Origin of the sequence: Planktothrix tepida PCC 9214 (assembly GCF_900009145.1) — a bacterium.
Taxonomy (GTDB): Bacteria; Cyanobacteriota; Cyanobacteriia; order Cyanobacteriales; family Microcoleaceae; genus Planktothrix; species Planktothrix tepida.
Genome location: NZ_LN889812.1, coordinates 240,624 through 262,673, shown reverse-complemented (window position 1 = coordinate 262,673; position 22,050 = coordinate 240,624). Strand labels below are relative to the sequence as shown.

Below are 22,050 nucleotides of genomic sequence, written 5' to 3'. Positions count from 1 at the left end.
AATCCTAATTCAGCTATTCTCCTAGCTGCCACTATGGTTATTACTAACAATTCTCAAGCAATAAATAAAGAATATTTTTATGGAAGCTATCGCAATAATTGGAATGGGTTGTCGTTTCCCCAAAGCTCAAGATATAGAATCCTTCTGGAGACTACTGAAGGAAGGCCTAGATGCCATCACTGAGATCCCGATACAGCGATGGGATATTAATGATCTATATACTCCCAAAGCAGGTACACCGGGAAAAACCGTGTCCCGTTGGGGCGGCTTCTTAGATAATATCGATCATTTTGATCCTGACTTTTTCGAGATTCCCGTCGGTGATGCCCAGCGCATAGACCCCCATCATAGACTGGTATTAGAGGTGGCTTGGGAATCTTTAGAAAATGCTGGTATCGTCCCCCATACATTAGCAGGTAGTAAAACAGGGGTATTCATTGGCATGAGCCAAAGCGATCATAATAGACTGCTTTATAAAGATATATCTGCCATAGATGCTGAAGATGGGCCCCACACATTTCTTTGTTTTGTAGCTAATCGCTTATCTTACTTGTTAAATTTGCAAGGGCCTAGTTTAGCGATTGATACCGCTTGTTCTTCCTCTCTTGTTGCTGTACATTTAGCTTGTGAGAGTTTACGCACTGGTGAGTCTAATTTGGCTATTACTGGAGGAGTATCTTTACGTTTATCTCCAGAAGAATCAATTGCTCTTTCTCTCAAAGGGATGCTATCTCCTGATGGTCGCTGTAAAACTTTTGATGCTGAAGCGAATGGTTTTGTTAGGGGTGAAGGGTGCGGAATTGTTGTTCTCAAACGCCTTGATGATGCCCTTAAAGATAGAGATAATATTCTAGCTGTTATTAGAGGGTCGGCTGTTAACCATAATGGTCTGAGTCATGGGATTACATCTCCTAATGGACTGGCTCAACAAAGACTGCTTCAACAAGCGCTGGAAAATGCTGAAGTCTCACCCAATCAAATTGGTTATGTGGAAACCCACGGGACTGCTTCGGCTTTAGGAGATGCTATTGAATATAAAGCCTTAAAAACAATATTAATGCCAAATCGAGAACCAGATCAACCTTGTTGGCTGGGCTCAGTTAAAAGTAGTATTGGTCATTTAGAAGCGGCGGCTGGAATAGCAAGTTTAATTAAGGCAACCCTATCCCTGCAACATCGACAGATTTTTCCTAATCTACATATTAAACAAGTCAATCCTTATATTTCTTTAGCCGGGACAACTTTCTCGATCCCAACCGCTTTAGAGCCTTGGACTTCAAGCACAGAGTCAAGATTTGCTGGAGTAAGTTCTTTTGGTTTTGGGGGTACTAACTGTCATGTCATTTTAGAAGAAGCTCCGTTATTACCTCGGAAAAGTATCACCCCGATGGAACGTCCCCTACATCTTCTGACCCTATCAGCCAAGAGCGAAAAGGCACTATTAGACCTGGCAAATCTTTATAGAGAAAACTTGCAGAACAGTGATGCTAATTTTTCCCTAGCAGACTTCTGTTTCAGTGCTAATACCGGAAGAACTCATTTTGACCATCGTTTAGCTGTTGTGGCAGAATCACAGGCAGTATTGGTAGAAAAGTTAGCGACTATTGCTCATCAAACTGATATTTTGGGAAGGGATAAAAAGCGATCGCTCAAGGGTCAGCAACCCAAAATAGTATTTTTATTCCCTGGACAGGGGACTCAATATCTTAATTCCTGTCGTCAACTCTACGAAACTCAACCGACTTTTCGGGCTATTTTAGATCGCTGCCAAGAAATTCTCCGCCCTTATTTAGATCAGCCACTACTAAAAATTTTATATCCAGAATATCAGAACACAGCCACTCATTTATTAACTGAAACAGCCTATACCCAACCTGCTTTATTCGCCCTGGAATATGCCTTAGCTGAGTTATGGAAATCTTGGGGGATCATCCCGGATGCTGTTATGGGTTATAGCCTGGGTGAATATGTAGCAGCTTGTGTGGCTGGGGTGTTTAGTTTAGAAGATGCCCTCAGTCTAGTCGCCCAACGGGGACATTTAATGCAATCTTTATCGCCGCAGGGAGTAATGGTGGAGGTTTTGGCGGATGTGACCCAGGTGGAAACTGCTATTGCACCTTATCGATATAAGGTGGCGATCGCAGCCGTCAACAGTCCTAAAAATATCATTATTTCGGGTGAAATTGAGGCAGTTGAAGCCGTCGTCGCAACTTTGCAAAATGATAATATTAAAACCCGAAAGTTAAACTACAATCTAGCTTTCCATTCTCCTTTAATGGAACCCGTTGCCACCGCCTTTAAACCCATTGCTTCAACCATAACTTATTCATCCCCAAAAATTAGGATCATTTCTCCGATTACGGCACAGCCCATTCAAGCAGAAATCGCAACTCCTGAATATTGGTGCAATCAGATTCACCAGCCAGTCCGATTTGCTGATAGCATCAAGACTCTTGATCATCAAGGTTATAAAGTCTTTGTGGAGGTAGGCCCCCAATCTCTACTTTTGGCAATGGGTAGAGAGTGTTTAGATCCGGGTGTGGGGGTTTGGTTAACGGGGGCTAGTTCCGATGGGTCAGACTGGCTACAACTCCTGCAAAATTTAGCAACTTTATATTTACAAGGAGTTCCTGTAGATTGGCATGGTTTTGATCGGGATTATCCTCGAAATTGGCAATTACTACCAACTTATCCCTTCCAAAAACAACGATACTGGTTTGATCAAGATGCCAATAGTTTTTACCAAACTACCCCATTATCAAACCCAGTATCAAACCCAGAAATAGCTTGTCAAAATAGTCTGAAAACCCCATCAAACCCCGATTTAAAAACAACTCTAAATTCTGATTCTACTGACGATTTAGCTTCATTGGTTTTGACTCCTACAGCCGAATCAATTCAAAATTGGATAGTCAATTGGCTGCATCAAAATTTACCCGGAGAAATTCAATTAACAGACAATAGCAAATCAGGAAAATCTTTTCTGGATTATGGACTCAAATCCATAGGAGCAGTAAAATTAGCTAAAGATTTAGAACAATTGCTCGGACGTTCCTTAGAAGCCACAATTGTTTGGAATTTTCCGACTATTGAATCTTTAGCGCTGCACTTAGCTGGTGATCCAGAAAACCCAGTTTCAACGGTTGAAGAGGAGCACAAAAAGTTAATCAGTCCATTCCCCGTTGGCAAAAAAGCGATGCAATTTAGCTTATTATATTTTGCCAGTAACGAAGCTGAATTCAAAGATGACAAGTACAGATTATTAATAGAAAGTAGCCAATTCGCTGATAAACATGGCTTTAGCGCAGTTTGGATACCCGAACGCCATTTTCATGCTTTTGGTGGACTTTACCCCAATCCTGCGGTTTTGGGTTCTGCTCTGGCAATGGTAACAGATCGCATTCGTATTCGTGCGGGTAGCGTGGTTTTACCCCTACATAACCCTATCCGAGTGGCTGAAGAGTGGGCGGTGGTGGATAACCTTTCCCAAGGGCGTGTAGATGTTGCTTTTGCTCGGGGTTGGAACCCAAATGATTTTGTTTTAGCGCCTAATCAATTTGCTAATAGTGCAGAAGTGATGTTTTCCGGGATTAAAACTGTGCAGAAGTTGTGGCAAGGTGAATCAATTTTGTTACAAAATGGTATAGGTAAAGAAACTGAAACCCGGATTTATCCCCTACCTAAACAACAGGAAATAGCGATTTGGATTACTTGTACTGGGGGAAAAGAAAGATTTGTTGAAGCGGGTGCGATGGGGGCTAATGTTTTAACTGCACTTCTGTTCCAACCCATTGAAGAATTAGCCGAAAAAATTGCTTGTTATCGAGAGTCATTGGCAAAAAATGGCTATGATGCAGAGGCGGGACAAGTGACTTTGATGCTGCATACTTTCATTGGCGAAGATATGAATTTAGTGCGCCATAAAGTTAGGAAGCCATTTACTGCTTATTTAGAAAGTTCTGTGAATCTGTGGAGACATGGAATTACGAATCTGGAGGGTTTGGAGTCCAAAGAAAGAGTACATTTATTGGCTTATGCTTTTGAGCGTTATTTTCAAACTAGCGCTTTAATTGGTACGCCCGAAAGTTGTGGGTTAATGGTGCAACAATTACAAGCTATTGGAGTTGATGAAATTGCTTGTTTAATTGACTTTGGAATTGATTCAGATTCTATTATGGCTTCTCTCTATTCCCTGAAAAAACTCAAGGAAAAATCTGAGTTAATGAGAGTATCATCTGATTGTCATCTTAATCAATCACTGACAGAAAAAGAGAAACCGTTAATTAATTTAGAACCGTCACAAACCTCACCCAAATGGATTATTGATCGTCAAGGAAAACCCAATGCTAAGTTGCGTCTTTTCGGTTTTCCTCATGGGGGAGGAGATATTTCTGTGTTTAAAAATTGGTCAAATCGTTTACCACCAGATGTTGAAGTTTATGCTATCGGACTTGCTCCTCAAACATATACTGGAAGTCAACCGACTTTTGAGTATCTGACTCCATTAGTGGCAGATTTGGCAGAATTTTTGTTACCTTATCTTGATCTGGAATTTGCTTTTTATGGTCATAGTTTAGGAGCATTAATTAATTTTGAACTGTGTCGTTATTTGCGTCGTCATCATCATAAGCAACCGATTCATTTCTTTGTCGGTGCTCAACACGCTCCCCAACTTCTTTATCCCTATCCTTCCTTAGAAAACCTGTCTCACTCCGATTTACTCAAGTTCGTGAAAGATTTAACGAATATAGAACTATCTAATTCAGTTGGAGAAGATGATCCATTTTTACAAGTGTTGCTAAATTCCTTGAAAGTAGCATCTGTGCTCCAAAAAGATCACTATTCTTACACAGAAGAAAAACCGCTAGATTGTCCTATTACTAGCTTTGTGGGTTGTGGGGATAAATTTTTGAATCAAGACCATCTTTCCGCTTGGCGCGTTCATACTAACAAGTCATTTAAGCTACATCAGGTTGATGGTAAACATCTGTTTTTGGATAGTCATCAAGAGCAGATTTTGCAATTGATATCCCAAGAGCTATTAGCCTATCAACCTTTCCCCAATTCCTGAGCACTTTGGGTATAATTTGGATCTGATCAACCCGTTCTTTATACAAATTTAACAGCGAATCTAATAAAGAATCAGACAAATAATGGGGTTATAATCCTAAATTCAAAAATGAAAATATAGAAGCTCAAAAAAAAGTTTTCTGAACGGAAAAAGGAATCCCTGTGAGGGTTAATAGGGTCTGATTATTGATTTTTCTGCTGGTTTTTTTGGGCTACTGCTTCATGATTTGTTCGATAAATTTTTAGTCGATCTTGACTTTCAGGATAAATAAAAGAATCTTTAGGAATAGATTCAAGTAAATTAATAGATTGTTTCCATTTTTGTTCTGATTCCTGCCAAACACTCAGAGATTCTGGAGGATTTTGCAGCATAACTGATGCTTCCATAGCAAGTTTTTTAGCAGATTCTAAATCATTTGTTGCTTTTTGTTCTTTATTTAAAATTTGGCTAATGGAGTTATAATCTTTTTGATAAATTTGTAATTTTTGGTTGATTTTTTCAGAGTCAGAATAATTTTTAGGTATTGCTTCTAATAGTTGAATAGCATCTTGCAATTGAGTTTGAGCTTGTTGCCAAACCGTTAAAGGATGGGGAGGATTTTCAATGAGTTTGGATGCTTCTACTGCTAACTTTTCAGCCGTATCTAAACGACTTTGAGGAGTTTCTGAAGCCAAAATATTTGGATTTTCTTGCTTAGACTTAAAAGGATTAAAAATTAACAGTCCAAGTCCTCCTAATAAGATTACAGCAGCAACAATTATCATTAACTGACGAATTTCTTTTTCCTTTTTCTGTTTTAATTCAGCTTCGCGTTGATGTCGCAATTCTTCCTGTTGCTGACGTTGTAATTCTTCTTCCCGTTGACGCTTTAATTCTGCTTCTTGTTGACGTTGTAATTCTTCTTCCCGTTGACGTTTTAATTCTTCCTGTTGCTGACGCTGTAATTCTGCTTCTTGTTGACGCTTTAATTCTGCTTCTTGTTGACGTTGTAATTCTTCTTCCCGTTGACGTTGTAATTCTTCCTGTTGTTGACGCTGTAATTCTAATTCCCGTTGACGCTGTAATTCTGCTTCTTGCTGGCGTTGTAATTCTTCCTGTTGTTGACGCTGTAATTCTAATTCCCGTTGACGCTTTAACTCTGCTTCCTGTTGACGCTTTAATTCTGCTTTTTGCTGGCGTTGTAATTCTGACTCTTGTTGACGTTGTAATTCTAATTCCTGTTGACGTTGTAATTCTAATTCCTGTTGACGCTGTAATTCTGACTCTTGTTGACGTTGTAATTCTAATTCTTGCTGACGCTGTAATTCTAATTCTTGTTGACGTTGTAATTCTAATTCTTGCTGACGTTGTAATTCTAATTCCTGTTGACGTTGTAATTCTAATTCCCGTTGACGTTGTAATTCTAATTCCCGTTGACGTTGTAATTCTTCTTCCTGTTGACGCTGTAATTCTTCTTCCTGTTGACGCTGTAATTCTAATTCCTGTTGACGTTGTAATTCTGCTTCTTGCTGACGCTGTAACTCAAGGGAAGTTTGAATTAATTGTTCATACTGTTCATTTAAACGCAAGCGATAAGTTTGCAAATGAGCAAAAATTGAATTAATATTAATTTCAGATTGAGTAATTAAAGGATTAGCAGAGGTTAAATTAAGGGATTGTTCAAACTGCATTAAAGAATCAATTAAGCGACTCCAATCATATTTTTCTATAAATTCTCTACTATCGTTCTCATCTGTCCAGTTGTTTAATTCGATTAAAATAATATCGACTAAATAGCAGAGAGCATTTTTAATCACGGGATATTGTTCAGAATCAAAGTAATATTCTAGTAACTCAACAAGATTCAATAATAACCCGCTATCAATAGCAATCTGATTCATCAAATCTAGGCGTTTAGCATATTGAATTTTCTCTTGTTTTGCAGTATCTTGATTAGCATCCATGAACGATAACTGATCAAGCGCACCAAAAACTGAATGATTTCTTTTCTCGTCGTTGATTTTAGTATTTATGGTTTTTAAATCGGGTTTAATTTCTTGTATAAATTGCAAAATATTAGAAGAGTCAAGTTCAGAACTGCTAAGAGATAATTGTATTTTTTCTACGATATTAATTAGCTGATTTTTTAAGCTTAAAACTTTGACAACATCCATTATTATACCTCCTGGCTAGTCGGATGAATACTTATCTAACTGTAATTTACCATAATATTTTCTTTAGTAGAAAGTTAAAAGTATCTCATTTTCAGCGAGAATTCCTAAAACAATATCTAAAGTTTCTCTGAAGTAAGGACTACCACTTGATTACCTTTTTTAGGAATAATTAAATTTTTAATTAATTTAATATCTTCTTCACCTCGTTCAGGATTTAATAATGAAGGATCATGATAAGAGTCTTCTTCGGGGACATAAGAATCCGGTAAATTCTCAGGAAGTACCCAAAAAGTATTTTTAACTTCTAAATCATTATCAATATCAATCGCATAATGAAAACCATCAACAGGATTTAAAATTAAATCTCTTAAAGAAACTTGACCCTGTAGATAATTTTGCAGAGAATTTTTAGTTACTCGAAAAACTAGCCATCTGTTATAAACAGCATTAACATCAGACCAACAGTAAAGATAGCTTTCTCCAGATTGATTTTCAAATAATGATAATAATGGCCCATCAAAATAAATCAGATCAGCCACATACTGAAGATGAAGTGGAAATTTATTTAAAGAACAACCATTTAAAAGATTCATAAGCTTAACTTGTCTCTAATGGAGTAATAATTTCAAATTTTTGCGATAAGTCTGTATGTTGAAATTCATGAAGACTAAAATGTCCTTTTTGATCGACTGATGAAGCAATACCATCTGTCTTGTCAATGATTCCTTTTGCAAGATGAGTTCCTAATGTTTGACTGATATTAGGTCGGTTTTTTCTTAGCTGATTATAGCGTTGTTCTGCATGGTTTTGAGTATTAAATAATGACAGAGCATAACCTTGACAACATTGTTGAGGTGTATTAAATTTTCGGTGAGGTTTTATGATCAAAACAGGTAAAAAACTATTTTCTGACTGTTCCTGATTTTCCTCAAATACAAACCGATAAGCTGTCATTTCTATGGGTTGATAATCTGTAGGTGGACAATTAGAAAGTTCATTAATATGTTCTTGATACTTAAACGTCAATCACGACCCTCCCGATTCAGTCTATCATAACACTTTACAAAACCCAAAGCTTACTGTAGAGAACCTAAGCTTTCTCTACAGTAAACATGATCCTAAATTAACCGGGATTACGCCATAAGACTTTAGGCATAATTTGGGTATTATCAACCCGTTCCTTATACTTAATAGCGAAATTCAACAGCGAATCTAACAAAGAATCCGATAGGAAATGGGGTTGTAATCCTAAATCCAATAGATTGGTATTTTTAGCGTTGAAATAATGGTCTTCTAATTCAACACGGGGATTAGGAATATTCTCGACTTCCACATCTAATCCTAAAGCAATTCCCGCTTTTTTCACCATCATGGCTAAGTCACCGACGCTATGTAATTCGGTAAACTGATTAAAGACGCGGAATTGTCCAGAATCCGCCGGATTTTCTAATGCTAATTCAATACAGCGTACCGTATCCCGAATATCTAAAAAGGCTCTAGTTTGTCCGCCTGTTCCATAGACCGTTAAGGGATGACCAATAGCGGCTTGAATACAGAAACGGTTTAACGCAGTTCCAAACACACCATCATAGTCGAGACGGTTAATTAACAACTCATCCATCCCCGTTTCTTCCGTCAGAACCCCATAAACAACGCCTTGATTTAAATCCGTTGCCCGTAAACCCCAAATTTTACAGGCAAAATGGATATTATGGCTGTCATGTACCTTGCTGAGATGATAGAAACTGCCGGGTTGTTTGGGATAGGGTAAAGTATCTTTACGACCATTATGTTCGATGGTAATATAGCCTTCCTCAATATCAATATTGGGGGTTCCATATTCTCCCATCGTTCCCAACTTCACCAAATGACAATCGGGAAAATTTTCCCGCATCGCATATAACAGGTTGAGGTTGCCAATAACGTTATTTGCTTGGGTGAGAACGGCGTGTTCTCTATCAATCATTGAGAATGGTGCAGAACGTTGTTCTCCAAAGTGAATAATGGCTTGCGGTTCAAACTTGAGTAAACTCTTGATCAGGAAATCGTAGTTATTGATATCCCCAATAAACAGGTCAATAGACTTTCCTGTTAAATCTTTCCAACGTTGAATCCGTTGCTGAATCGGGGCAATAGGGGTTAACGTATCAATACACAGTTGTTGATCCCAGTGACGTCGAACTAAACTATCCAGAATACCGACTTCATAGCCACGATTGGACAAATACAACGCTGTGGCCCAACCGCAGTAGCCATCACCACCAATAACCAGGACTTTCATAAATACACTTGTTGAATCTTGATGTGCCAATATTGGGTAAATTTATCAGGAAAGGGGATCAAATTTTTACCTCGTCCGCAAAACTTGTCCAGCGCACAAATTCAAATGGCCCTGCTAAGGCACCCCATAGTTGTTCATCGGTTTTGGGGTCGTGTCCTCGGTCGTGACTAATAAAGCGATGTTCATCAATTTCAAATTCACTCGCTAGATAGGTGACGTTTCCTTTGCGTTCCACTATACATCCTTTACCTGGTTCGACTTCTCCTTTAAAACTATGTCCTGTCCAATGGGTAATAAAAGAACATCTTTCCATTTTTTTCAAACGGTCTTTTGTTAACTGTTGTAGTCGTGCGGGTTCACGGGAAGCACCATAAAATTCCTGCTCGTTTTCAATCACATAATTCTCAATTTCAATGTGATTTTGTTTATCGACTAATTTCAACACCCGCACACGATAGGGTTGTTTTAAGTTAATATCATAGGCTTGTTCTAAATACAAGCTAACACCGTCTAATAAGGCGACAGGTAAGGGACGCATACAAACCCGAATATGGGCAAAAAAAGGCGGGTTTTCAAAGGCTTGCGCTTGGTTACTGAAGTCAGCCGCCATTAATTGCGCTAGTTTGATAATATCAGTGGAATGAGTCATGACAAAATTGGATTGAGATCAGAATCAAAGTTATTATAATATAGATGACATTCCACAGTTCATTGATGTATTCTTTTGTCCCGATTCTATACCGACAACACTGACACAAGCTGTATCTGGGAGTTATTACTCCTATCTATATTTTTGAATCCATTTTTTCTTGTTGATTAAAATGTGTTTTTCAATATTAGGAAAAATTGCTCCTAAGCATTGAATAAATAGAGAGGGAATTTGTGCTAAATAAATCAAGGGTTTTTCTTTTCTTTGTAATTTAATTATTTTGACTGGATCATCTCTAAAAATGATTTTAGCTAAACAATTTATTTTAAAATAACGAACTTGATCACAGTATATATAAATAGCTTGAATTTGATAATATTCCAGATTATCTAAAAATCGCTTTGAATATAATAAATTGTGTAAAGTTGTTAAAGATTCTTCTTCTAAACATATATCTATATCTAATATTTTAGTTCTGATTAATTCTTTCATTAATTGAGCTTCAGAAATATTTGATCCTGTAAAACTACATCCCCCACTAAGAATTAATTTATCTATCTTATCCTCCGTAATATAAAAAATTACCAAATCAATATAATTTTTTAAGTTATCATCTACAATATTACCATAGCCACAAACAATTCCTATTTTCATATTGATTTCCTTAGATTTTTTAGTTTGGTCTACCCAGAATCCAAGTATAAGCTATTTTTAGCATTCGCCTGAATCTAACGCCATTTAAAATTCCAACTTGAGCATAGGATTGAAAGCCTTTAATTAAGAAGAAAAAGGATTTCAGAATTTGTTTTTGATACCAATAAGCTAAAGCTAAATCCAATAAACAACTAGCTGTTCCATGCAAGTTAAAAATGGTTTGTCTAATTTCTAGTGCTATTTTAAAATTTTGGATAGCCGTTTCACCATCATTTTCTGCTAGATTAATCAGACCTAATTGTTCATAACAATCAGAAATTCCTCGGAAATCATCTAATTTTTTATACCCTTCAAAGGCTATTGTTGCTAATTTTTTTGCTTCTGTCAAATTTCTTTGGTTAAGATAGATATAACCTAAATGATGAGCAATAAACACTTGAGCTTGAATATCGTTAATTTGTTGCGCTTTTTCTTGAGCATTTTGCAAAATTTTAATTCCTTGGTCATACTGTCCTTTTCTCCGTAAAATAATGCCTTGATGCACTTGTGGAGTAATTATTCGATGAATTAATCCCCGTTCTTTTCTGAGGCTAATAACTTGCTCATAAATTTCTAAAGCTTGATCAAAATGACTAGCATTCATTTCATAATAAGCCAAAATCTCAAGCATTCCCGTTTTAATATCATCAAGCTGAAAATCTGATTGAGCTAGATTTTGATGCTTCAAATTTTCATCAATAATCACTAACCATTTTTGCAAGTTCCTGATTCCATCTTGATAATTTCCCAAGGAAACTTGATACATTGCTAAATGGCAATTTGCTTTTATATGTTGTAAAGATTGAGGATGGGATGTAGCAGAAATTTCTTCAAGAATCTGAAAAACCTGTGTCGGATTTTGATTTAAACTACTTAACGTTATAGCTTTTAAAAGTAAAATATCATTTAAAACCTTGCTACTGGTTTTTAATGAATCTATAATTTCTTGAGTGACCCCCAGTAAAGTTTGATAAGAACCTTTGAAAGATAGATATTCAGATAAAGGGAGTAATAGATTAGTCGTAGAAGGATTAATAGCAATAGGAAGTTCAAAAATAGTGATTATAGTAGAATCAGTTAGTACCCATTCGGGAATTGTACACAGGTGATGTAAAGCGTATAAGCTATTGTTGACTTTTTGTGAAGATTGTTCATCTGAATGAGTTTTATAGTCACTCAAAAACCTAACCGTAGCTTTATAATTCATCCGTTGAAAACGGGGTAGGGTTTTAAAAAAGGCAGAATCAAGATTTAATTGTTCTAAAATCAAATCAATAGAGTTTTGATATAAAGCTTGATTTAAGAGTTGAGTCATCAGAGTTAATCCATGTTTTTCAGATATTCTAGGGCGATACTGCGGATTAAATTATGCTGTCTAATTACAGATTGATTATTTTCTACACTATCTTCAAAAAGAAAGCGATCGCGCAATGTTTCTAAAGCAATTTCTTGTTCTTCTTCTTCACAATCATCTTCTAATAAACTTAACCAATAATCAGGAGTCACAGCACAGCGATAGATGGAAGCTGAACAGAGTAGAAGATAAGCATTAAACGCATCTTTTTCTAAACGACTAAAGGTAATTTCTAGTCGAGAACGGACTCTTTTTCTGAGATTCCCAGTATATCGGTCTAATTTCCATTGGTCATTCGCACCTTGAATTATACCTTGTTCTTTAGCTTCTGCGATCGCTTTTTCTACTTCTTCAATTTCCTTTCCGTATGTATTCCAGTAAGCAATCACATTACCAAAAAAGGGTTTGTCACCAATTTCACCGGAAATAACCCTTAAAGCTAAAGGATGACCTTCATACGCTTTACCAATACGCTCTAAATAAGGTTGATGACCAGAAGCAGGTTCAATATCTAATCCTGTCTTTTCAAACAATGCTAGTTGTTCTGATGCTTCAAGTCCACTTAAAAGTTGAGAATCCCAAAAATTTTTATAGCGAGAATCTATTTGTCCGGGTAATTCTTGAGTCGTGAGAATTAAGCGACTTTGACAAATAGAACTCGCTAATAAACCGTGAAAAAACTTAACCCACCCTTCATCTTCAAAATCACTCCAGCCTTCGTCTTCATTCCCTTTCATAATCAATTCTAGGGAATCCATAACCACAAGATAACGATTTTTAACCAAGAAATTGACTAAACGATGGAGGATTTGTTCTGTATTTTTACGGTCTTCTAAGGTAACAATCTGTCCCCATTTTTCAAGCCAACGAACTGCAACACTAGCAAAATCTGAGGCTTGGTTTTGATTATCTAAATTCTCTGAATGAAATTTTGTCCAGTCATCTTTTAACCAATCTTTCCGTAAATCAAAGACTAATTTTTCAGCTAAAGCTGTTTTCCCAATTCCTGTAATTCCTGTAATAATCAAAACTCGACAACAACCTTCTATTTTCTGTTTTAATTCGGTGAGGAGTTGTTCTCGACCAACCCAAGATTCATCAAATTGAAAAAATTCGGGAACTTGTTCAGGTTGAGAAGATGTCGGACTAGAATGATCGACAACATCCTCCCACTTTACACCAACAGTTTCACAGAGTTTAATGAAAGCATCTTGGCTGATTGCTTTTCCTTCTCGAAATCGTTTCAAGGTAGCTGGTGATGTAGGAACGTAGCTACACCACATTGAAGAATTAGCTGACCAGCCTTTCTTTTTGCGGGCTTGCTCGATGGATACTCGGCCTGATTGTGAGGCTCTAAGACTAACTGACATTATAATAGGAGTAATTGATTTCTTAGGGTTATTAGCTTTAATAATCAGATTTTAATACATTTGGGGAAAATTATCTCAAATCATAGGTTGCTTTTAGAAATGGGGTGAGATGATTGATAAAAAATCATTCACCCCATAGAAAGAAAATTAAGCTGAAAGAAAATCAGATGAAGAATAGCGGATTGTACTATTAGCTGTGGATACGTTACGAGCAATCGCTAATACTTCACTATTATTACTGCTTAAAACAATTGCAGTATCATTAGCAGAATAGCCGTAAAGATTGCCAGGCTTAAGGGCATATTGACTTAAACTACCTTGGATTTTGATATAGTCATCCCGCCAGTTGAAATCTTCAATGACAGCATGACCATTTCCTAAGTAACCTTTGCCGTAATAATCTCCAATCACAAAGGTATCTACACCTGCATCTCCTCTTAAGTAATCAATTTCTCCATTACCACCAAGACCACTGTAATAAAAGGCATCTAAGACATCGTTACCATTACCACCCGTTACGGTATCGTTTCCTGTCCAACCTAGTAATGAATCATTCCCATCATTGCCAAATAGTTGATCGTTACCACTATTACCATTTAGGGTATCATTTCCTGCTGCTCCTGATACAGTGTCATTTCCAGCTAAACTATTGATATTGTCGTTACCTGCACCTCCGGTAATATTATCGTTGCCAGATGTAGGAGTTCCCCCTGGAGGTGGAGTTGTTCCACCTGTTATCGGTACAAATTTCGCACTATTAAATGCAGTTGTTCCAGGATATACAGTGCGAGAGTTAAAATATTGTCCCGCCCAGTTGGCTTCTGATAAAGTGAATGAACCATCAGAATTAACTCGTTCCACAAAACCTACATGACCGACAGAACCGGCTCCCGCTTGCCCGGGATCCCAAACCACAAAACTATTAGTTTGGGGTTGACGAGTCCATCCTCCCAAATTATCATCCCAGTAGCCAGCATTACCAAAGTATTTGGCTCCGAAACCTTGATTATTTTGAAATAATCCCTTTTCAATTGCACGACCATAAGCAAATTCAGTACACCAAAAAGTAGGATCATTGTTACCAGCAACAATCTTATTACCTGCCGCTTGATAGTTAATAGAACTAAGATTAATTCCAAAGTCTGAAGGACTAGGCATAAATTGTTCTCCTATTATTGTATTAAGGTTGAATGAATTGGGAAAAGGCTTAACCTTCTTTCCTCGGCAAGAAAGGTTTCTCGCTTCACTACACCTTGATTATTCCAAGAGATGATTTAAGCTGTCATATCTGCTAAGATCGGCTTATTCCTGATCTCAACTGATCTTGACAATGAATTAAAACTAGGTATGGTAGGTCAAACCTTTACAGCCTCGAAAGAAGGGCATCAAAAGATTCAAACTGCGATCGCAGATAGAAAATGGAAAGTCAGCGAACAGGATACTAGGCCTTTGGTTATTGCTTGTTATAGGTATATTGAGGAATATCAACAAAAGCATCAGCTAAGTGATAATGACCCTCGGTGGTTGAAAGATTTTGAACAAATTTTTCGAGTTGAAAGGGATAAACGCCAAACTCAAGAACAAAAACAGGAAAAATTAGATAAAATCAAGTGGGAAATTTTAAAAAATAATAAATTTACTTTTTTAGGAAAAATTAAAACATTGATTGATTCTGGGGAAATTTATGTTCAAAATATTTCTTGGGGAACTTGGAGCCGATTTGCTTCTCATAAAACAATATATCCAGTTAACGTAAATGCTTTTAAAATTTATTGTGCTATTCTGGATTTAGATTGGCGAAAAATAGCTGAGAATGAACCTCAACAATTTGATAATTTTTCCTTAAAATCTAATTTAGATGAACTTCCCCATCAGCCTATATTTTATGGAAGAGAAAATGAGTTAAATCAGTTATTAGAATGGCTGAGTAATAAACAAACAAGAGTTATTTTACTATTAGGAATGGCTGGAATTGGTAAAACAAGTTTAATCGTAAATCTTTTAGAGCAAATCACAGATCAGTTTGAGTGTATTATTTATAAAAATTTATCTAATCCTAAGCCTTTTTCTTTATTTTTGCATGATTTAACTGAACAACCTACAAATGTTACAGGAGATATAAAACCCATTATTGATTATTTTCGTAACCATCGTTGTTTACTGATATTAGATAATTGGGAAGAACTTTTAAAATCCGAACATTTAGCGGGTTATTACCGCCAGGAATACGAAAAGTATGGAGATTTATTAAACCAAATCGCTAAAACATCTCATCAAAGTTGTGGGCTTTTTATAAGTCAAGAAAAACCGAGACAATTTGAACTGTTATTATCTCAACAAATGCCAGTTTATTCCTGGGATTTAAAGGGATTAGATCCAGCATCTGCTCTCCAGATTTTTGAACAGCAAGGATTGGGAAAAGATACTCAATCTTTAACTAATTTAATCAGACGTTATAGTTATCACCCTGGAGTTCTTAACCTGGTAGCACAGGATATTAAACAAGAATTTAATGGAAATATTTTACAATATTTTAAACAAAGTTCACTCCTAGTAAGTGATGTCATTAGTAACTATATTATCCAGGCATTTACTAAACTATATAAAATCATTTCTCTGTTTCAACAAGAAGCAAAAGTATTACAAAAATTAGCTCATCCTGGTATCCCTAAAGGTTATGATTACTTTACTATTACCCCAGAAGTTTATTTAACGCCATTACATTGTTTAGTCATGGAAAAAGTTACTGGAGAAAATTTAGAACAGTGGTTAGAAAAAAATCAAAAAATTACCGATATAAAAATGGCAATAAATTGGTTAAAACAACTAACGGAAACTATTGCTCTAATTCATCAAGAGAAACTGATACACCGAGATATTAAACCAGAAAATATTATCCTAAAGTCTGAGGGAACTTTAGTTTTAATTGACTTTGGTGCTGTTAGACAAATGACAACAACTTATTTAATTAAGATGGGTAAAAATGAATCTGGTACAAAAATTGTATCTCCCCTATATACACCACCAGAACAAGAATTTACAGGTTTATGTTTTCCTCAATCAGATTTTTTTGCATTAGGGCGCACTTTTGTGAGTTTATTAACAGGAAATAATCCTGAAGATTTTGCCAAAAACACACTTAAAGATGAATTTCAATCTTTAGCAAAATTAATTAACTATATGATCGAAGAATATCCGGGTAAACGTCCTCAGAATACATCAATTATTTTACAATACTTAGACGCGATAGAACAAGAAAAAAACGAAAATATTAATCAAATTTTAGAGCTAATAAAACACCAAAATTATTGGCATTATTTCTTTTTAATTCAAAAACAAAAATTTTTATTAAATACAATTCCTATAGCTACCTTTTTAGTTGTAACCTCTCTAATTTTATCTTTATTATCACCTCAAATTGCTAGACAACTTAATGATCGTGGTTTACAAGCATTTAAGCAATCCAATTATAATAGTGCTTTATGGCAATATCGTTTAGCCTTATTTTTCAATAATAAATCTGTTTCGGCTCATCATAACTTAGGATTACTTTATGACAATCAAGAACAATTAGGTTCAGCCAAAAATGAATATCAAAAAGCTATTGATATAGGAAATTTGGACGAATCTTACAATAATTTAGCTCGTTTAGAAATCTTAACAGGTAATTACAATCAAGCTATTACTTTAATTGAGACCAGTTTAAAAATTAATCCTAATTCTGAGATTAACCCTAAACATGATCTATATAAAAATTTAGGCTGGTCACAATTAAAATTAGGACAATTATCAGCAGCTAAACAATCTCTAAAACAAGCTATTGACTTAAAGTTAAATCTAGCACCCCCTTACTGTTTAATGGCGCAAGTATTAGAAGCTGAACAAAAGCCAGCACAGATAGAATGGCAAAAATGTTTAACTTATTCTGCTCCAGATAATCAGCCAGAAATCAAAGAATGGCAGGAATTAGGAAAGCAGAAAGTTAAACAATAATGATTTTATAAAACCAAACTAGACTGCCTATAATCTAGGCAAATCTAGTTAGAATTACAAACTACTTTGTTCCTCCTGTATTACCATCTGGACAATTATGATTAACCTTAACTTCAAAAGGATCTGGAGAAGCAAAAGCAGGTTGATTATAAGGCAAAATATCACCCATGAATCTTACAGTATGAACCATTAAACTCACAATCAGTAAAATTTGGGTTAAAGAAAGACGTTTCATCACAGATTACCTCTCAATAATGGGATGAGAAGCTCGTTGGCCAACTGTGCTTACTCGTATATTTCCAGAATGCTTGATAATGAATGGTTTGAAGGCTCAGTTTGTTCAATCTACTTGGCGAAATAAAATGAACTAAAACTGAACCCTTAAACCTATAAATCAATGTTCTCGTAGCGAGTCAAAATGGTCGATACAGCAAAAATCTAGTTAAAATCAGGACTTTAACATCTGATATAATGAGAAGTCAGGTAAAGTCAGGTAAAGTCAGGTAAAGTCAGGTGAGGGTGTTTAATCTTATGACAGAGCAATTCAGCAACTTAAGTGAAGATGAAGCTTTGGAAGTAGCCAACAGATGTTTTTATGAAAAATTTGGAGAGAAACTTAGTGATATTGAGACAATTATTTTTAGAGAATCTTGGCAGAAAAAAACTTACAATACAATAGCTGAGAGCCATGCTTATAGTCAAAACTATCTTCAAAAAGATGTAGGAAATAAATTTTGGGATAAACTTTCAGAAGCATTAGGAGAAAAAGTAACTAAAAGGAATTTTAAAGCAGCTATTGAACGAAATTGTAAAGGCTATCAACAAACCAATACTTTTGGTGGTACTCCTAAAGAGTATAGTGAAGAAACTTGGCAAAAAGAAAAAACTTATGGTCAATTTGTAGGACGAAATCCTGAAATAGAAGAACTCTTAAAATACCTAGAATCTGAACAAAAAAATAAAGTTTTAGGGATAATTGGAATACTGGGTATCGGTGGTTTAGGAAAAACTGCCCTTTGTCATCAATTAGTATCCCAAGCTTATCATGCTAAATTATTCTCAAAAATTGCTTGGGTCAGAGCAAAAGTATATCAATATTATCCGGAACAAAATCAAACTAATTCTAGCTCACGAGATTCTCGTTTAACCTTAAAAGATGCTATTAAAGACATTGGGAGTGAACTCAAATTACCTCATTTCGTATTACAAGATATTGAAAAGTGTAAAATTGAAATCAGTAAGATATTAAATAACACGCAAACTCTAATAGTTATTGATGGTTTAGAAGACACAGAAAGTCCTAAAGAATTAGCTAACGAACTACGGAGTTTATTAGGGCAAAGTACCTTGATTTTAACCAGTAGAAAGGGAACAGAGAGTGATATTTTTGAATATAGACTTGGTAAATTAAATCGTGATGTATCGCGTGAATTTATTCAAGTCATTTCAAAAGAAAAATATCCAGTTAGTCAAAATCCTATTCTTCAAGCTACAGAAGCTGAAATGGAAAAAATTTTAAAGATTACTGATGGAATGCCTTTGGCGATGAAGCTTTTGGCCAGTCAATTGAAAAATTTGGATTTAGATCGCATTGTTGAACGCTTTGAGAATGTACCAGAAGGACAAGCATTGTATGATTATCTTTTTGAAGATAGTTGGCAAGAACTTTGTAATTTAAATGCTGTTTGGACTCAACATTTATTAATTAATCTTGCGGCTCGTAATCAACCCGTTCCGGTGAGGTTATTGTATGATCTTACTGATCAATTATCAAAAAACGAAGTTGATCATGCCTTGAGACTTTTAGTTAGATTATCTCTAGTAGATGTAAGTTCAGGATTAAGTAAACAAGTATCTTTACACTCTTTTACAGCCCGTTATTTTCGCTATACATTAAGAGAGAAATATGAACAACTTACCCAATAATGTTGAATTTTATAAAAATTATCTGAATTTATTGTATTCTAGTCCAGATACCTGGAGTCAAAACTGGTTAAAAAAAGCTCAAAAACTTAATGAAAAATTATTTAGTAATCAACCAGAACAATCAGAATCAGTAACAGAAATTATTGGGCAATTGCGAGATATTTTTGAGCAAATTAATTATGATGTTAATCAACAGAATTATGATGTTAATCAACAAAATATAAGAGATTATTGTCGAGTAATATTTAATTATTGTGAATTAACCCAAGATTGGCGAGATTGGGGAAATTGGACTGAACAAGAAATTGCTAAAGGTGTAGGAACAGATGCACCTTGGTTATATTGTGGTTTAGGACGTTATCTCGAAGAAATTGGTCAACTTCAAAAATCTATAGACTATCATCAAGCAGGAATTTTAGCCAGTCAAGAAGCTGGTGATAAAATATTTTTAGCTTGGAATCATTTAGGAGCAGGAATAGCACTTCAACGTTATAATCAACCTGATGATGCAGAAAGACATCTTTTGCAAGCTTTAAAACTATTTGAACAGCAAAATCATCTTTATTTACAAGCAAATACATTAGCTAATCTAGGCAGTTACTATGATCGATTTGACAAAAGTAATCTTGCTGTTAATTGTTATCAAGAATCGGCATCGATTTTGCGAGAAATAGAGAACTATTTTGATTTGGGTCGGATTCTTTATAGCCAGGGAATTGCTCATTTGAACCTGAACCAAATCAAGGAAGCGGAATTAGTTTTCTTAGACGCTCAAGAATTATGTGAAACAACAGAAAATTGGTATTTTCTTGCCTTGAGTTATTATGGAATGGGTTGGTTAGAATATAAAAAAAGTCATTTTCTAAAATCTAAAGATTTTTTGGAAAACTCCCTGCGACAAATTAAAAAAGCAAAGGAATTGGGAACAGGAGCAAGTCGGTTATCTTTCCCTGAAATTGAGGGAAATATCTATATTTTAGCAGCAGCAGCTTATAGCAAAGGTTCTCAGCCAAATTTTGAAGCTGCTGAAAGATATTTAGATCAGGCAGAACTAGCTTATAATCAGTTAGATTATGCTACAGAAAAGCTGCTTAATGTACTTGCAAATCGAGCAAGAATATATGAATATTCTGAAAATTGGTCTCAAGCGATATTAGCTTTTTCAGAATTATTGAAAGAAGGAAAACGCTTAAATTCCATGAAAATAATTGGAGATGCTGCTATCCATCTCATTCGTATCTACTATAAAAAATCAGCGTCCTTGGGAGAATGGCTGAAACTGTTGAATCAATTAGGTTATTTGGGCTTTATAAGTTTAGCAAAACGATTTCACCGTTAAGCTACTATTATATTATTAATTATTAGCCACTATTTATTTAATTCAACTTTGTTTAAAACTGAAGAATAAAACCTGAGTTTTATGATAATCATCTTCACCCATTAAGACTAAACTTTGATTTCCATCCGGTAAACGAGAGCCTAACGTCATTCCATTTAACTGTTGTAAAGATATTCCTAAATCTTGTAAATCAAGTAATAATTTTTTTCGCACAGGTTGTACTTTAATTAAGTCTCCTTGTAAACTCACCATACGAGAGGTGTCCGTTGCATCTCCGGTGAATAACTGATAAATTTTACCCGTGTCTTTTGATTGTTCTAAACTCAGTAATATTCCCCCTTTAGCCGCTGCAATATCCACTAAGCGTTGAGAGGTTTCATCTAGTAGATATAAGGTTTCAGAAACTAGAAAAGAAGCTCTATCTGCGATGACATAATGCAATAATCTTAATTTAGTTGAATTTTCTGGATCTCGATCTTGAATTAAAGGTTTTTCTGTCACCGTAAATAATCTAAAGGGATCTCGACCATCGGGACTAAAGCCATCGGGAGAAATTGTTAAGCCTTTAAAGCCAAATTTAGGTTCGACTCCTTGGGTTTGTTCAGATTCATTAAATTGGGGAAAATAAAAGGGAGAAAGAGGAACAGTATTTTTTAATTGTCCGGTTATTAAATCGTATTCAGCAATTAAGGGAGGAGTGTTAACATTTTCTAAATTTTCCGTCGAAATAAACACAGAATGACGCGGAGAAAAGGCAATACTTTCAGGGTAAACTTGATTTTCCAAAAGCGGTTGATCCTGTTTATCCTTGAGTATTGTTAATCCGTCTATGGTAATATCTTTTAACGGGATAGATTCAGACGGATCTAAGGTAAAGTTCAAGGTGTAAAACTTAGCTGGGGACTCTGTTTTTGCTGTATCTGATAACCCATAAAATCGAATTCTGCTATCCGTTGAGGTTCCATACCCCGGAACTTGATAAGTCAGAGATGATAACTTCTCGACAGATTGATGTTTCAATGTTGTTGAGTTTGATAATTCATATTTCCCTAAAAAACTGAGCGATAAATCAACAAACATTCTCTCCTCTGCGGACACTTGCGGAATAGAACAAGCGGTTAAAAATACCAAACTACAGAATAAAATTGCCAGATTTTTAAAAAAGCTTTTATATTTTTTGCCAACTCTCAATTTTCTTTCCTCCTGAATTCTATCCTGCTA

At 35.5% G+C, this 22,050-nt stretch carries 15 protein-coding genes; 4 read left to right on the top strand and 11 right to left on the bottom strand.

The window, feature by feature from the left end; all coding sequences use genetic code 11:
• Positions 1 to 79 precede the first annotated feature (79 nt).
• The gene (locus tag PL9214_RS21025) at positions 80 to 5,071 is read left to right on the top strand and encodes a type I polyketide synthase (RefSeq protein WP_072720693.1); all 4,992 of its coding nucleotides are present in this window, start codon (positions 80 to 82) and stop codon (positions 5,069 to 5,071) included.
• Positions 5,072 to 5,253: 182 nt separating this feature from the next.
• Here PL9214_RS21025 and PL9214_RS21020 read toward each other — a convergent pair whose 3' ends face one another.
• From PL9214_RS21020 to PL9214_RS20980, 9 genes are all read right to left on the bottom strand, one after another.
• Positions 5,254 to 7,224, bottom strand: a complete 1,971-nt coding sequence (locus PL9214_RS21020) for a hypothetical protein (protein ID WP_072720692.1) — start codon at positions 7,222 to 7,224, stop codon at positions 5,254 to 5,256.
• Between the two features lie 116 nt (positions 7,225 to 7,340).
• The gene (locus tag PL9214_RS21015) at positions 7,341 to 7,817 is read right to left on the bottom strand and encodes a DUF6575 domain-containing protein (RefSeq protein WP_072720691.1); all 477 of its coding nucleotides are present in this window, start codon (positions 7,815 to 7,817) and stop codon (positions 7,341 to 7,343) included.
• Between the two features lie 4 nt (positions 7,818 to 7,821).
• The gene (locus PL9214_RS21010; RefSeq protein WP_072720690.1) at positions 7,822 to 8,250 is read right to left on the bottom strand and encodes a hypothetical protein; all 429 of its coding nucleotides are present in this window, start codon (positions 8,248 to 8,250) and stop codon (positions 7,822 to 7,824) included.
• 97 nt (positions 8,251 to 8,347) lie between these two features.
• Complete coding sequence (locus PL9214_RS21005; RefSeq protein WP_072720689.1) at positions 8,348 to 9,505, bottom strand: NAD-dependent epimerase/dehydratase family protein; 1,158 nt, start codon at positions 9,503 to 9,505, stop codon at positions 8,348 to 8,350.
• 58 nt (positions 9,506 to 9,563) lie between these two features.
• Positions 9,564 to 10,154, bottom strand: coding sequence for a chromophore lyase CpcT/CpeT (locus PL9214_RS21000; protein ID WP_072720688.1), 591 nt, complete (start codon positions 10,152 to 10,154; stop codon positions 9,564 to 9,566).
• 132 nt (positions 10,155 to 10,286) lie between these two features.
• On the bottom strand, positions 10,287 to 10,808 hold the full coding sequence (locus tag PL9214_RS20995) for an ElyC/SanA/YdcF family protein (protein WP_072720687.1): 522 nt from the start codon (positions 10,806 to 10,808) through the stop codon (positions 10,287 to 10,289).
• Positions 10,809 to 10,827: 19 nt separating this feature from the next.
• The gene (locus tag PL9214_RS20990; RefSeq protein WP_072720686.1) at positions 10,828 to 12,162 is read right to left on the bottom strand and encodes a tetratricopeptide repeat protein; all 1,335 of its coding nucleotides are present in this window, start codon (positions 12,160 to 12,162) and stop codon (positions 10,828 to 10,830) included.
• 5 nt (positions 12,163 to 12,167) lie between these two features.
• Positions 12,168 to 13,571 (bottom strand): ATP-binding protein, encoded by a 1,404-nt coding sequence (locus PL9214_RS20985; RefSeq protein ID WP_072720685.1) that lies wholly within the window; start codon positions 13,569 to 13,571, stop codon positions 12,168 to 12,170.
• Between the two features lie 147 nt (positions 13,572 to 13,718).
• Positions 13,719 to 14,729, bottom strand: coding sequence for a CHAP domain-containing protein (locus tag PL9214_RS20980; RefSeq protein ID WP_072720684.1), 1,011 nt, complete (start codon positions 14,727 to 14,729; stop codon positions 13,719 to 13,721).
• Between the two features lie 189 nt (positions 14,730 to 14,918).
• On the opposite strand from PL9214_RS20980, the gene PL9214_RS20975 reads away from it, so the two are divergent.
• Positions 14,919 to 17,564 carry a protein kinase domain-containing protein gene (locus PL9214_RS20975; protein ID WP_072720683.1) on the top strand — a complete coding sequence of 882 codons (2,646 nt, stop codon included), beginning with the start codon at positions 14,919 to 14,921 and terminating at the stop codon, positions 17,562 to 17,564.
• 61 nt (positions 17,565 to 17,625) lie between these two features.
• Here the strand turns inward: PL9214_RS20975 and PL9214_RS31505 are convergent, their stop codons facing one another.
• Positions 17,626 to 17,799, bottom strand: a complete 174-nt coding sequence (locus PL9214_RS31505) for a hypothetical protein (protein WP_186440430.1) — start codon at positions 17,797 to 17,799, stop codon at positions 17,626 to 17,628.
• 296 nt (positions 17,800 to 18,095) lie between these two features.
• Here PL9214_RS31505 and PL9214_RS20970 point away from each other — a divergent pair, with 296 nt between their 5' ends.
• Both PL9214_RS20970 and PL9214_RS20965 read left to right on the top strand, forming a co-directional pair.
• The gene (locus tag PL9214_RS20970) at positions 18,096 to 19,490 is read left to right on the top strand and encodes a helix-turn-helix domain-containing protein (RefSeq protein ID WP_072720682.1); all 1,395 of its coding nucleotides are present in this window, start codon (positions 18,096 to 18,098) and stop codon (positions 19,488 to 19,490) included.
• Positions 19,471 to 20,829 carry a tetratricopeptide repeat protein gene (locus PL9214_RS20965; protein WP_072720681.1) on the top strand — a complete coding sequence of 453 codons (1,359 nt, stop codon included), beginning with the start codon at positions 19,471 to 19,473 and terminating at the stop codon, positions 20,827 to 20,829. Before PL9214_RS20970 ends, PL9214_RS20965 begins: the two co-directional genes overlap by 20 nt.
• A 42-nt stretch (positions 20,830 to 20,871) precedes the next feature.
• On the opposite strand, the gene PL9214_RS20960 is transcribed toward PL9214_RS20965, so the two are convergent.
• Complete coding sequence (locus tag PL9214_RS20960; protein WP_245824322.1) at positions 20,872 to 22,020, bottom strand: esterase-like activity of phytase family protein; 1,149 nt, start codon at positions 22,018 to 22,020, stop codon at positions 20,872 to 20,874.
• Between the last annotated feature and the right edge of the window lie 30 nt (positions 22,021 to 22,050).